Origin of the sequence: Candidatus Atelocyanobacterium thalassa isolate ALOHA (genome assembly GCF_000025125.1) — a bacterium.
GTDB classification, from domain to species: domain Bacteria; phylum Cyanobacteriota; class Cyanobacteriia; order Cyanobacteriales; family Microcystaceae; genus Atelocyanobacterium; species Atelocyanobacterium thalassae.
In genome coordinates this window covers 14,536-28,762 of the sequence record NC_013771.1, presented here as the reverse complement: position 1 = coordinate 28,762, position 14,227 = coordinate 14,536, and the positions used below count along the sequence as shown (strand labels likewise).

The following is a 14,227-nucleotide window of genomic DNA, read 5'->3' as shown; positions in this document are numbered from 1 at the left end:
TATAAAAAAATTTTCGTTTAAATTTAAACAGGAAATCTTTTTAATTGAATTACTGTTTTTTCTGCATTTCTGATTAAAGAATCAGAAAGTCCTGGAATCTGTGGTATTTGAGATAATAAATCAATTGTACGTCTTAATAAGCGTACTAAATCTCCCTCATCTAAGCTGGTATTTTTACATAAATTTTTCCAATCTTCACCCAAAGCCCATTGTTCTACCAATCCAATGAATTTGAACTCTAGATATATAGGAATTATTATTTGATAGCGTTTTTGTATTTTATTTAGTAAATGATAAATTTTATTAATATTCATTTCATCTTTAGAGCAGTTGCTAACAATATTTAGTAGCTCTGAAGATGGTAAATAATTTGTCCAAGTATCAGGGCGTAAGGTTTCTGTAACTATTGCACTAACCAGTGCTGCCAAATGATGAGAGCATAAATTATCTAATATTCCTGACATAAATACTATACCTAGCCATAATTCATTTTCTCCTCTCAGAGCTGCAGTAGCTTGACCTAATAACGTAGGAACATAATTTTCTAAAGCACCAAGATCTTGTAAAACTTCTATCAAATTAAGAAATTCTTGCCAATAATATAAATGATTAGACTGTAATCTTTGAATTTTAATTTGTTTAAAATCCAACTTTTCGTTTAACTTTAATTTTTCATAATGGAATTTAAATAATTGTTTAGTATCTTCTTCGTTAAAAGGAAAAATACTTTTTAAAGATTTTTCAATACCATAAATTTTATCTTGTTGCTTGTTTATCTCTTGCGAGGTTATTTTACTAGCCTTGTACTTATTCATTACTTCATGTACCTCATTGCAAACATAGTCTTCTTTTGGTCCTTTCCCAGAAGTAAAACGCTCTATGTTAGGTAGTTTTAATTTATTAACTAAAGTAACAGGTACAGAAAATTTACAAATACTTATAATTTCTTCTTTTTTAGCCAAATACCAATAATTATTTTCTCCTAAGCAAAGTAAATTAATATTTTGATCTAAGTTCAAAACTAAAGTAACAGTTGACAAGCAAGGGCTTGAAATATTTAGTCGCTGACTTTTGAGATAGAGCAGTTTCCCGGGACCTATTTTTTTTATTTGAGTAGCAACTTCTTTTTTACATAGATTTTTATCTTGATCATATAAATTTTTTAAAAGTCTTTTTTCTTTCTTTAAAAGAGTATCTAAAGCCTCATACTTTAAGACATCTTCTTCTTTAAAATTTTTTAGCTTAATATCTAATTCTTTGATTTCCGTATTTAAATAGGCAATCGCTTGCTCTTCTGGCTTAAATTTTAATTTAGCTAAATATTCAGCAAAACTTTTTTCTAAAAGATTTTTTGTTTCTTGAATTGTATGCTTTTGTAGTAGATTTAGTACCATTCCATAAGAAGGTGTAAAACAGCTTTTAAGAGATTCAGGTTTTGCCGTAGCGAGATAAGCAGCTTCTGAAGGCCCTTCAAACACTGTTTGGTTAATTATTACATGTCCTACTTTATCCATTCCTCTGCGCCCAGCTCGACCAGCAATTTGTAAAAATTCAGAAGGAGTTAACATGTTATGACCATTATCAGTGCGTTTTGATAAGGCAGATATTACTGTTGTTCTTGCAGGCATATTAATTCCTGCTGACAGAGTAGCAGTGGCAAATACTACTTTGACTAATCCTGCTTCAAAAAGCTGTTCTACTAATTCTTTCCACGCTGGTAAAATACCTGCATGATGAGCTGCAATCCCTCTTGTTAAAGGTTCAAGGTGATCTTCTCTAACTAAGTTGCATAAGCTAGCAAGAATATCAAATAAATAATTTTTAGCATCTTTATTCTTAGCCAGATAAGAAAATAGTAGAGAATGAGTATTAAAATTTTTTAAAAAATCTTTTAGTACTTTATGTAGTGCTAAGTTTTTTGAAGCTGTAATTCTTAAAAGATTTTCTTGTAAATTTGGGCTATCTGCTAAAAAAAAGATGAGAAGATTATATTGCAATGCATGAGCTTCTTCAGGTGAGACAAGATTAAGATCATGCAATTTTTGAACAGCCTTATCACATTCACGACGACTAAAAATAATATAAATAGATGGTAATAACTTTCTTTGATAAAGTTGTTTGACGACAGTTAAAGGATCAGGGCAGTCTTCTCTTTTAATACGTTTTAGTTTATCTTTTGGCTCTTGAGATTTTAGAAGTGCATTTAGAGCAGATTTTTGAGAATTCAAAAGAGGAAATAATCCATTTTTTTGGCTAAAATAAAAACGGAGAGGGACAGGACGAAAGTTTGAATTAACTAATTCACATAAACTAATTAAATTTTTTTCAGAATTTCTATTTGGGAAAGATGTTCGTACTTGGTTAATCCATTCAGTTAATTCTCCAGGATTACCAATAGTTGCGGAAAGAGCAACCAACTGGATATTTGGTGGACAATAAATAATAGATTCTTCCCAAACGGTTCCGCGACTACGATTACTAATGTAGTGACACTCATCTAAAATTACTGTGGCAACATTATCTAATGATGTTCCAACTTGGCCTATAAGAGTTTCATAAAGCATATTACGAAATATCTCAGTAGTCATAATGACAATAGAAGCATTCGCATTAAGTACGGTATCTCCTGTGATTAATCCCACCATACTTTCATCAATTTTTTCGTTTTGAATAGCAAATTTTTCCCTAAAATCTCTAAACTTTTGATTAGAAAGAGCTTTAAGAGGTGTAGTATAAAAAACTCTTTGTTTAAGATTTAATGCACGATAAATAGCATATTCTCCAATTAGTGTCTTACCTGAGCCAGTGGGAGCACATACAACAAGCGATTTACCTTGATTTAAAGCGTTAATAGAATCTTGTTGAAACTTATCTAACTGAAACGGAAATAGGGTTTTGATATTTTGTTGAAGAGAATCTAACAATTGTTTTACTCAAAATTAAACATTAATCCATTAAAGATCAAAATTCAATTATATTGCAATATAAAAACTGTAAACAACTTGTAAAATTACTAGTATAAATATCAGTGACTTTTTTAAAGAATTTTTTACTTGTAATATACTCTAATATATAATTAGATTTTCTTATATAAGTTTTAATTATTAATATAATTAACTATGTCTATGAGACTATTATATAGACTTAGAACTTTTACAATCACACTATAGATAAATTGATATTTCAAAATTTTATAGATTATTCCAAAAATCAGAGATAATTGACAATGAAAAATGTTCATAATAGAGAAACGATAGTGGAATCCCAGTATAAAACAGCAGAAATTGAAAATAAGTGGCAACAAGAGTGGCTGAGGCAAGGATTAGATAAAACCCCAGAAAACAGTGAAAAACAAAAATTCTACGCCTTATCAATGTTTCCTTATCCTTCTGGTAACTTACACATGGGACATGTGCGTAATTATGTAATTACTGACGTGATCGCTCGTTTCAAACGATTGCAAGGATATTCTGTTTTACATCCTATGGGATGGGATGCTTTTGGGCTTCCAGCTGAAAACGCAGCTATTGATCGTGGTATTTCTCCTGAAGAGTGGACAAAAAAAAATATTGCAAAGATGAGACAACAACTCCAATCATTAGGTTTATCTATTGATTGGGAAAGAGAAATAACAACTTGTTCTCCTAGTTACTATAAGTGGACACAATGGCTGTTTTTACAATTCTATAAAGTTGGTCTAGCTTATCAAAAAGAAGCAACTGTGAATTGGGATCCGGTTGATCAAACTGTCCTAGCAAATGAGCAGGTAGATACTGAAGGTTATTCTTGGCGTTCAGGCGCTAAAGTAGAAAAAAAACTCTTATGCCAATGGTTCTTAAAAATTACTGATTATGCTGAATATTTATTAAATGATCTTAATACTTTAAAAGGATGGCCTGATAGTGTAAAGTTAATGCAAAAAAACTGGATAGGTAAATCTTTAGGGGCACATATACAGTTTCCTGTAAAAGATACTAAAAAAAGCATATCTATTTTTACTACTCGTCCAGACACTATCTATGGTGTAACTTACTTAGTCTTAGCGCCAGATCATCCTTTGGTAATGACAATAGCTAAGCCTGAACATAAAGAAAAGATAAGAAAATTCACTCAAGAAGTAGCTAATGAGAGTGAGATTGAACGTACAGCAGATGATAAACCACTAAAAGGAATTTTTATAGGAGCGGAAGTAATCAATCCTTTTAGTGGGGATGAAATACCCGTATTTATAGCAAGTTATGTTCTACTTGACTATGGAACAGGCGCGGTAATGGGAGTTCCTGCCCATGATAATCGTGATTTTAAATTTGCTACAGAACAACAACTTCCTGTAAAAGTTGTTGTCATTCCCAAAAATTCAAATTCAAGAGAAACTACTCAATTATCTTTGAAAGAAGCCTATATAGAATCAGGCACTATCATTAATTCAGAACAATTTAATGGAATGTATTCAGAGGATGCAAAAGCTGCTGTCATTGAGTATGCAAAAAAACATTCTATTGGAGAGGCTAAAGTACAGTACAGAATAAGAGATTGGTTAATTTCTCGCCAACGTTACTGGGGTTGCCCCATTCCTATCATTCATTGCTCTGATTGTGGTACTGTGGCTATTCCTGATTCTCAATTGCCATTAGAATTGCCGAAAAATGTTGAATTTACTGGACGTGGAAGTTCTCCTTTAGAAGGCTTAAAAGAATGGGTTAATGTTCCTTGCCCTAATTGTGGCAAACTGGCAAAACGTGAAACAGATACAATGGATACTTTTATTGATTCATCCTGGTATTACTTAAGATATACTGACTCCAAAAATTCTCAAGAAATATTTAATCCTGACAAAGCTAAATATTGGGCACCAGTCGATCAATATGTAGGAGGAGTTGAGCACGCAATATTACATCTTCTGTACTCTCGTTTCTTAACAAAGTTTTTAAAGAATCAAAAATTGATAGATATAAATGAACCCTTTAAAAATTTATTAACACAGGGAATGGTTCAAGGAATAACATACAAAAATTTAAAAACAGGAAAATATATTCCCTGTGATCAAGTGAATTCTGCAAAACCAACAGATCCCGTTACAGGAGATGATTTAGAAGCCTTTTATGAGAAAATGTCTAAGTCTAAATATAATGGAGTAGATCCACAAGAGGTCTTGGAAAAATATGGAGCAGATACTGCGAGAATGTTTATATTATTTAAAGCACCTCCGGAAAAAGATCTAGAGTGGAGTAGCTCAGATGTTGAGGGACAGTTTCGTTTCTTAAATCGAGTATGGCGTCTAGTTCATTTATATATACAAAATAAAAACAACAAGACACAAAGTAAAACATTAACTAAAAATGAAAAAGATCTAAAGCGTTCTATTCATACCATTATCAAAGAAGTATCTCAAGACTTGGAAGAAAATTATCAATTCAATACAGCAATTGCAGAATTAATGAAATTAAGTAATGTACTTAATGATTTTAAAGATATCAATTCTTCAGTATACCAAGAGGGTATAGTAGCTCTTTTGACTTTGTTATCACCCTTTGCCCCTCATATTTCTGAAGAATTATGGCATAGCCTAGGATATAAAGAATCAATACATCTACAGAAATGGCCATCAGTTGATAATCAAGCCTTAGTTTTAGATGAAGTTACTATAGTAATTCAAGCTATGGGAAAAACAAAAGGAACTATTCAAGCTCCAGCAAATAGTAGTAATGAAGAATTGGAGAAGTTAGCTCGTAATTCGGAAATTGGCAAACGTTTGCTAAACAAAAAAGAAATTAAAAAAACTATTGTAGTTCCTCAAAAACTAGTTAACTTTGTATTAATTAATAATAATTAATTATCATGGAAATACTAGCTTACCCTTTACCAGTACTTGCACTTTTTATTCATGTTAATAATTCTCTGGATAATATTTAAGACTATCCTTATATATCTTGATTAGGTTGATCTTGATATATTTAGTTAAGCTTATGGTCCTACATATCATCAAGAGCAGCAATACCAGGTAATGTTTTATCTTTTAACAATGCTAAGCTAGCACCTCCTCCTGTAGATACATGACTTACCTTATCAACAACTCCTATTTTATTTATTGCAGCTACAGAGTCACCACCTCCAATAATAGTAATAGCACCCTTCTCCGTTAATTCAACTAAAGTTTTGGCGATTTCTTGGGTTCCAATAGAAAATTTCTCAAATTCACATACTCCCATAGGACCATTCCAAATTATAGTCTTGCAATCTTTTAAAGTTTCTTTAAAAGTTTCAATAGACTTGTTACCAATATCTAATCCCATCCAATTATTTTTAATATCATTAGCACTTATGTTTTCAGCATTAGCATCTGGAGAAAAGCTTTCTGCCATAACTATATCAGTTGGTATTATCAATTCTACGCCTTTTTCTTTAGCTTTTATCTCTAAAAATCTTGCTAAATCTAACTTCTCGTCTTCAACTAAAGATTTACCTATTTCGAGTCCTCTAGCTTTGTAGAATGTAAATATCATTCCTCCTCCTAAAAGTAATTTGTCGCATTTATCAAGTAAGGCTTCAATAACATCTATTTTATTAGAGACTTTAGAACCTCCAATGATAGCGGCTAAAGGACGTTTAGGATTATTAATATAATCATTGAGATATTTAAGTTCTTTTTCTATTAAAAACCCTGCAACATTACAATTGAGATGATGTGTTATTCCTTCTATAGAAGCATGAGATCTATGAACAGAACCGAAAGCGTCATTAACATATATATCTGCATAGCTAGCTAGTTGTTTCGCAAATTCAAAATTATTAGCTTCTTCTTCTTTGTGAAAACGAAGATTTTCTAATAACGCAACTTCTCCATTCTTTAAACTATCAATAATTTTTTTTACAGAATCGCCAATGCAATCATCACACATTATTATTTCTTGCTTTAACAAGCTAGATAAATGGATTGCGACAGGAGCTAAACTCATGGAATTAATTACTTTTCCTTGAGGACGTCCCATATGGCTACAAAGAATAATTTTTGCCTTTTGAGAAATAAGTTTTTTAATAGTAGGTAAAACTGCACGAATTCGAGTATCGTCTACAATTTGCTGATTCTTCATAGGAACATTAAAATCAGTTCTTACGAGTACTCGCTTTCCAGTAATTTCTTGTTCTGATAAACATGCCAAAGTTTTTTTGGACATTAGAAAATTTTTTGAATAAAAATTAGATAATACCGTAAAAAACAAGAAAATTCATTTTTTACAAAGAATAATTTACAAACATTGTTATGTGATTAATATTCATAATGCAAGTCTTACATATTGAGTATACTATCAAATTACTTAACAAATTAGAAGTTTTAATGATTTAAGTAAAGAGTTCATAAATTGTTATTAATTAATTTTTTAATAATTAATATTATTTTCTGGGCCAAAATAGTACTTTATTTTTCAAGTTTATATATTTTATAGTTTCATTTATTATCTTTTTTATCTATGAAGAATATATTTATTATTAATAACTCTAGTATGTTAATTAGATGAAGTTACTGTATTTATAATATAGAAACAATTGAAAAGAATAGTTCACAACTCTAAATTATCTATGAAGATATTTAATATTAGAGTACTGGTAAAAATAAGATTAGGCTGCTTGATAAATTAATAGAAAATATCTTTTAAGACTCACTATATCAAATAAAAAGCTTTTATCATGTGTAGTCATTTACAGCATTTTTCAGCAATACCTACATATTGTTAATGTGACATAGATGATATCTCTCGCTTTTGCATTACTATCATTAAGTCTAATAACCTACAAGAATATCCCCATTCATTATCATACCAAGCAATTATTTTAAAAAAATTAGGATTTAGTTCAATTCCTGCTTTTGCATCAAAAATACTAGAGTAAGTAGAGCCATTGAAGTCCATAGATACTACATCTTCATCAGTGTAGCCCAAGATATCTTTTAGCTTTCCTTGAGAAGCTATTTTCATAGCTTTACAGATATCTTGATAACTAGTTGATATAGTTGTTCTAAATGTTAGATCTACAACTGAGACATCTGGAGTAGGAACTCTTAAAGCCATTCCGGTTAATTTACCTTTAAGCTCAGGAATAACTAAAGTTACTGCTTTTGCAGCTCCTGTTGAAGCAGGAATAATATTTTGTACAGCTCCTCTACCTCCTCTGAAGTCCTTTTTACTAGCTCCATCTACGGTCGGTTGCGTCGCTGTCATAGCATGAACTGTCGTCATCAAGCCTTCATCCAAACCAAAGTTATCATTAATTACTTTAGCAATTGGAGCTAGACAATTAGTAGTACAACTAGCATTGGAAATAATATGATCTTCTAAAGGGTCATAATTATCGTGGTTAACTCCTAATACAATAGTACGTACTTTTTCAGGATCTTTAGTAGGAGCAGAAATAACAACTCTTTTAGCACCTGCTTTTAAATGCTTACTAGCAGTATCATAAGTAGTAAATAAACCGGTGGATTCAACAACATAATCTACTCCGATTTTTCCCCAAGATAGTTCCTCTGGATTACAAACTGAAAAACAAGGTATGAACCTTCCATTAATTACTATTCCATTATCAATAGCTTCTACATTTCCATCAAAGCGTCCATGTGTAGAATCATATTTAAATAAATAGGCGATGTTTTTAGGAGGAACAAGATCATTTATACCTAAGAATTCAAAATCAGGATTATTAATGCCTGCTCGTAAAACTAACCGTCCGATACGACCAAAACCGTTAATACCGACTTTTATCTTTTCCATAAATAAACTCCTTAAAATAAATGATTCTAATTTTAAAGTAGAAAGACAAATAAAATTTGCTTATCCTACATGATATTCTTAATAATCGATATTTTAAAAACAGGATTAACTATTTATATTTTATGACTATCTTCTAAAATTATTCGCAATATCTATAAGGTTTTTAAAATTTTAAAATAAATGGTCAATATATATTTAACATCTAAAAGAATAATGTATTTAATAGCTTATGGTTAGTTTTATTACATCTAATTCTTTCTTGAATCTTTCCATTAAAATGATTGAATATCATCTTAAAGAATACTATAACTTGCAAGAAAGTAATAGATAGTTTCTAAATGGTTTTTAAATTATAAAATACTAATTGATCTATATCCTATGATCTACTGATAAAGCGCAATTTTCTTCGGAGGTTATATCGTTTATGTATCCTAATTTTTTTACCAATCTTTTTTACTTTACATAAAGTAAAAACATATTAAAAACTTTACTTAATCAATAAAGAAGATCTATAGATTTAACTTAATTTATTATGTTTCTAAAAATAATTGAAATTTTAATGTACTTTTTTAAACTTTGTAATTTAAGTTATTTATAAATTAAAAAATTCTATGAAGATTTTAAGGAATAACACTATATTCATAAATTAATAGAATCTAATAAATGTTAATATAATAATTAAAGTGAAAGCATAGAAACTTATCAAGGAATAAAAATTAACTTAATTTATTTTACGCAGTAAAAATTTATAGATCGGTGAATAGGTTGTTCACTTTACTTAAATCATAGCTTAATATAAATGCTTAAGTTATTATCAATAACTTAATATCAAACTATCTCACTGAAATATTTGCTATTAATTTTTCTATTTCTAAAAAACTAAAAATTCAATTTAAGATAAAATGACTATAGATAATATTCGGTTACGTAATGAATTTGTTAATACACAAGTAATTACTCGAGAAGAGGGTAAAAAATTAGGAGTTGTTAAAGAAGTTTTAGTTGATATCGATCAACGAGAAGTAGTTGCGCTTGGTTTACGAGATAGTATGTTCTCTCTTTCTGGAATACCTGACCATATATACATAACAAGTATTTGCCAGATCGGCGATGTTATTTTAGTCGATAATGAAAATGCAGTTGAAATCATTGACACTAATTTATACTCTCCCTTGATTAATTGTGAGGTTATTACTGAATCAGGTGAATCCCTTGGCCGTGTGAGAGACTTTCAATTTGACTTAGCAACAGGTAAAGTTTTATCTATAATTATTGCTTCATTGGGCTATCCTCAAATACCAGAACAAATTTTAAGCACATATGAAATTTCAATGGATGAAGTAGTTAGCAATGGTCCTAATCGTTTAATTGTTTTTGAAGGAGCAGAAGAAAGACTTACACAGCTAACTATGGGAGTTTTACAACGATTAGGTATTGGTCAACCTCCTTGGGATAAAGGTGAAGAAGATTACCTTTATTCTTCTTCAACAACAAGACCCGAAAATCAATTAGGTTCTGGTATGCCTATAGAGAATTCTTTCCAAGCAAAAAATCCTTCAGTCAACGAGCAACAGAGTGAAAGTATCTTGGAAGAAGCCATGACCTTTACCTCTTCGGAACAAGACCAAGAACCTATCCATTTTCAAGAGTATGAAGATGATTATGAAGAGGCAAATTGGGAAGAAGTTCAACAAGAAGAAATCGTGTCTCAAGCAAGTGATAATAAAAGGCAACAGAATAAATTTGAAGAAGAACAGGTCGATGTTTGGGAAGATACTGATTTAGATTCATACACCCCTGAACCTGTTAATATTCCGCAGAAACAAGCTGAATATCAGGAAGAAGAAGCTTAAAGTTAACTAATATTAAGAATTTTAATCTACAAATTGAAGTTAATATCAAGTTAACAAACTTTCGACTTTATTTAACTCAGTTTTATAAAAATCAAAGCATACTATTTTTAATATGTACATAAGTGATATTTTGCTATTAAAGTTAGCAACATATTAAATTTATATAACTAAAGCTAAAATTAATTAAGATATGTAATCTTTATCTAATTGAAAATTGTAATTGCAAGATGAGTTACAAATTTATTATTTAAGCTTGATTTTATAAAAGAAATGTATTTATATAAATTATTTTTATAACTTTAATTATTTCTATAAAATCAAAATATTATTAATAATTTTTTGGGACAAAATTTGATACGATATAGTCGAAATAGCTTTATAAAATATCAAATAAACAATGCAAACAAAACGTATAAAAGATTTATTTCGCAACGGAGTAATTGAAGAAAATATCCTCATTCAAGGATGGGTACGTACAAAACGAGAGTTAAAAGACTTTACTTTTATTGAAGTTAATGACGGTTCTAGCTTGAAAAATTTACAAGTTATTCTTGATAAAACTATTTCTAATTATGAAGAAACTCTTATGCTCCTGAATACTGGATCTTCCCTAGAAGTTTCGGGGATATTAGTTACTTCACCAGGTAAAAATCAGAGCCTTGAGTTAAAAGCTAATACAGTAAAAGTTTATGGTAATTCAAACCCAGAAACATATCCTCTTCAGAAAAAGCGTCACTCGTTTGAATTTTTAAGAACTATAGGGCACTTAAGGCATCGTACCAATACATTAGGTGCAGTAATAAGAATTAGAAATTCTTGTACTATGGCCATACATAATTTTTTCCAAGAAAAAGGATTTCTTTTAATTAATACGCCAATTATTACAGTTAATGATTGTGAAGGGGCAGGAGATTTATTTAAAATCACAAATTTTGATTTATGTAACATTCCAAAAGATAAAAGAGGAAATGTTGAATATAATCAAGACTTTTTCGGCAAACCAGCATATTTGACAGTTAGTGGTCAATTAGAAGCTGAAGTTATGGCTATGACTTTTCAAAATGTTTATACTTTTGGTCCTACATTCAGAGCAGAAAATTCTAATACTTCTCGTCACTTAGCTGAATTCTGGATGGTGGAACCGGAAATGGCTTTTTGTGATCTTGAAGGAAATCAGGATGTGGCAGAAGAATTTTTAAAATATGTTTTTAAAAACGTATTAAAAAATTGTCCTGAAGATATGGAATTCTTCAATAAATATATTGATAAAACAGTTTTAGAAACGGCAGAAAAAATCATCAATAAGAAATTTGAGCGTATAACTTATACAAACGCTATTAATTTATTAGAAAATTCTAATAAACAATTTAATTATAAAGCTGAGTGGGGAATTGATTTACAATCTGAACATGAGCGTTATTTGGCAGAAGAAGTATTTAAAAGTCCTGTGATTGTTACTGATTATCCAGCTACTACCAAAGCATTTTATATGCGCTTAAATGATGATCGGCAAACAGTGGCTGCCATGGATATTCTGTTTCCTAAAATTGGTGAAATTATTGGTGGTTCTCAAAGAGAAGAGAGGTTAAACGTATTAGAAGAAAGACTCGAAGAACAAAATATTATTACTGAAGATTTATCATGGTATTTAGATTTACGAAGATATGGAACTGTTCCTCATTCGGGATTTGGTTTAGGCTTTGAGAGAATGGTGCAGTTTATGACAGGCATTAAGAATATCAGGGAAGCAATCCCTTTTCCTAGAGCTCCTTTAAGCGCAGGGTTTTGATAAATTTATTGTTTTTCAGTATTCATCTATTAAAGTTTAAATATTTAATTTTAATTCCAAGAGAATACTGGAAGTAATTAGATAGTATTTGTTTTTATAACTATATTGCAAACTAAAATGCTCTTTAAATCAACATATCTCGAAAGATACCTTTATAAAAATTAAGAATTTTAATTAATTGAAAAAATCTTGCCATATCTCGATAAAGTCTTTAACTTTTATCCATAGTTCTTGACCATCTGTATCAAAGCCAAGTTTTAACAATGTTAAAATTATTATGATACTCACTAAGGTAAAAAATATAGACTTCATAATAGTAAAAAGCCAACGAATTATTATCCATATAATTGTTATGGAAGTGATAAATATAAGTAGATTAAGTAACATGTTATTTACTTTGATTAGTATAAAAGCGCATATATGATGTTTCTATTGATCTATTTCAGGATTGTTAAACTATTTTTATCTATTTTTTACGAGCATCGAAGCTGTCTCTCTTGCCCACCGATCAGCCTCTAATATATCGTCCAGAGTAGGTTGGGAAGAATTGTTAGGAATGAAAAGATCACAAGTTTTTTCGATAATGCGAGGAATATCTAAAAAAGCAATTTCTTTATTTAAAAATGATGTGACAACTTGCTCATTTGCTGCGTTTAAAACAGCTGGCATAGCGCCTCCAGTATTTCCTGCGGCATAGGCTAAACTAATACAAGGATATTTATCATAATCTGGTTCTTGAAAAGTTAAATTACTAATCTTTGCTAAATCTAATTGTTTCCAATTTGTACTAATTCTTTCAGGCCAAGATAGAGTATATAATAATGGAAGACGCATATCTGGCCATCCAAGTTGAGCTAGGACTGAAGTATCTTGTAACTCAATTAAAGAATGTATAATACTTTGTGGATGAATAACAATATCTATATTTTGATAATCCACATTAAATAAGAAATGTGCTTCAATCACTTCTAATCCTTTGTTCATCAAGGTAGCCGAATCTATAGTGATTTTTTTACCCATTGACCAATTAGGATGCTTTAAAGCGTCTTCAACTGTTACAGATTGAAGTTTTTTAGTTGGCACATCTCTAAAAGCTCCTCCTGAAGCCGTTAAGATAATACGTCTTAGATCTTTATCGTTTATACCTTGTAAACATTGAAAAATTGCTGAATGTTCTGAATCTGCAGGTAATAATTTAACTCCATATTTTTTGATTAAGGGTAATACAACAGGCCCTCCAGCAATAAGTGTCTCTTTATTCGCTAACGCGATGTCTTTTCCTGCTTTTATTGCTTCAATTGTTGGTAGTAAACCTGCACATCCTACTATGCCTGTAACAATAATTTCTGTATCTCCATAACATGCGACTTCTATAATACCCTTCTTTCCATCTATGATAATAGGAGAATAATCTAAGGTGGAAATCATATCTCTTAGACTTTGTACTTTCCCTTCATTGGCTACTGCAACAATTTCAGGACGAAATTGTTTGATTTGAGTAAATAGTAATTCTATATTAGAGTGAGTAGTTAATCCTATTACTTTAAACTGCTCATGATATTGATGAATAATATCAAGTGTTTGGGTTCCTATAGAGCCAGTAGAGCCAAGAATTGAAATTTTTTTCACAATGTTTTTTTTATATTAAAGGTCAATCTTACTATAAAGTTACTACTAACATATGCAAAGTTTTATGTTTTTCATATTTAAAATATTCGTTAATGATTCTATTAAAAATTTTATTTATAAAATTATTTTACTGAAATAATTACTTGAAAATGTTTTAGAATAACCATCAATATTCTAAAAAGTTAATTAAA

8 protein-coding genes are annotated in these 14,227 nt (G+C 30.0%); 3 read left to right on the top strand and 5 right to left on the bottom strand.

Going from position 1 to position 14,227, the window contains the following annotated elements:
* Window positions 1–23: 23 nt before the first annotated feature.
* Window positions 24–2,924, bottom strand: a complete 2,901-nt coding sequence (locus tag UCYN_RS00110; protein ID WP_012953449.1) for a DEAD/DEAH box helicase — start codon at window positions 2,922–2,924, stop codon at window positions 24–26.
* Between the two features lie 302 nt (window positions 2,925–3,226).
* Here UCYN_RS00110 and leuS point away from each other — a divergent pair, with 302 nt between their 5' ends.
* Window positions 3,227–5,833, top strand: a complete 2,607-nt coding sequence (gene leuS, locus UCYN_RS00105; RefSeq protein ID WP_012953448.1) for a leucine--tRNA ligase — start codon at window positions 3,227–3,229, stop codon at window positions 5,831–5,833.
* Between the two features lie 139 nt (window positions 5,834–5,972).
* Here leuS and UCYN_RS00100 read toward each other — a convergent pair whose 3' ends face one another.
* Together UCYN_RS00100 and gap are read right to left on the bottom strand one after the other, a co-directional pair.
* A complete protein-coding gene (locus tag UCYN_RS00100) occupies window positions 5,973–7,175 on the bottom strand; it encodes a phosphoglycerate kinase (protein WP_012953447.1) in 1,203 nt (400 codons plus the stop codon).
* 555 nt (window positions 7,176–7,730) lie between these two features.
* A complete protein-coding gene (gene gap, locus UCYN_RS00095; RefSeq protein ID WP_012953446.1) occupies window positions 7,731–8,765 on the bottom strand; it encodes a type I glyceraldehyde-3-phosphate dehydrogenase in 1,035 nt (344 codons plus the stop codon).
* A gap of 902 nt (window positions 8,766–9,667) precedes the next feature.
* On the opposite strand from gap, the gene UCYN_RS00090 reads away from it, so the two are divergent.
* Window positions 9,668–10,618, top strand: coding sequence for a PRC-barrel domain-containing protein (locus UCYN_RS00090; RefSeq protein ID WP_012953445.1), 951 nt, complete (start codon window positions 9,668–9,670; stop codon window positions 10,616–10,618).
* Between the two features lie 397 nt (window positions 10,619–11,015).
* On the top strand, window positions 11,016–12,407 hold the full coding sequence (gene asnS, locus UCYN_RS00085) for an asparagine--tRNA ligase (RefSeq protein WP_012953444.1): 1,392 nt from the start codon (window positions 11,016–11,018) through the stop codon (window positions 12,405–12,407).
* Window positions 12,408–12,581: 174 nt separating this feature from the next.
* Here the strand turns inward: asnS and UCYN_RS06180 are convergent, their stop codons facing one another.
* Both UCYN_RS06180 and UCYN_RS00075 read right to left on the bottom strand, forming a co-directional pair.
* A complete protein-coding gene (locus UCYN_RS06180) occupies window positions 12,582–12,719 on the bottom strand; it encodes a hypothetical protein (protein WP_167884948.1) in 138 nt (45 codons plus the stop codon).
* 150 nt (window positions 12,720–12,869) lie between these two features.
* On the bottom strand, window positions 12,870–14,036 hold the full coding sequence (locus UCYN_RS00075) for a 1-deoxy-D-xylulose-5-phosphate reductoisomerase (protein ID WP_012953442.1): 1,167 nt from the start codon (window positions 14,034–14,036) through the stop codon (window positions 12,870–12,872).
* Window positions 14,037–14,227: the final 191 nt, after the last annotated feature.

Excerpts from the sequence above, each read along its gene's own strand:
- leuS (WP_012953448.1), top strand. The coding sequence starts at position 3,227 with ATGAAAAATGTTCATAATAGAGAAACGATAGTGGAATCCCAGTATAAA.
- UCYN_RS00100 (WP_012953447.1), bottom strand. The coding sequence starts at position 7,175 with ATGTCCAAAAAAACTTTGGCATGTTTATCAGAACAAGAAATTACTGGA.
- gap (WP_012953446.1), bottom strand. The coding sequence starts at position 8,765 with ATGGAAAAGATAAAAGTCGGTATTAACGGTTTTGGTCGTATCGGACGG.
- UCYN_RS00090 (WP_012953445.1), top strand. The coding sequence starts at position 9,668 with ATGACTATAGATAATATTCGGTTACGTAATGAATTTGTTAATACACAA.
- asnS (WP_012953444.1), top strand. The coding sequence starts at position 11,016 with ATGCAAACAAAACGTATAAAAGATTTATTTCGCAACGGAGTAATTGAA.
- UCYN_RS06180 (WP_167884948.1), bottom strand. The coding sequence starts at position 12,719 with ATGAAGTCTATATTTTTTACCTTAGTGAGTATCATAATAATTTTAACA.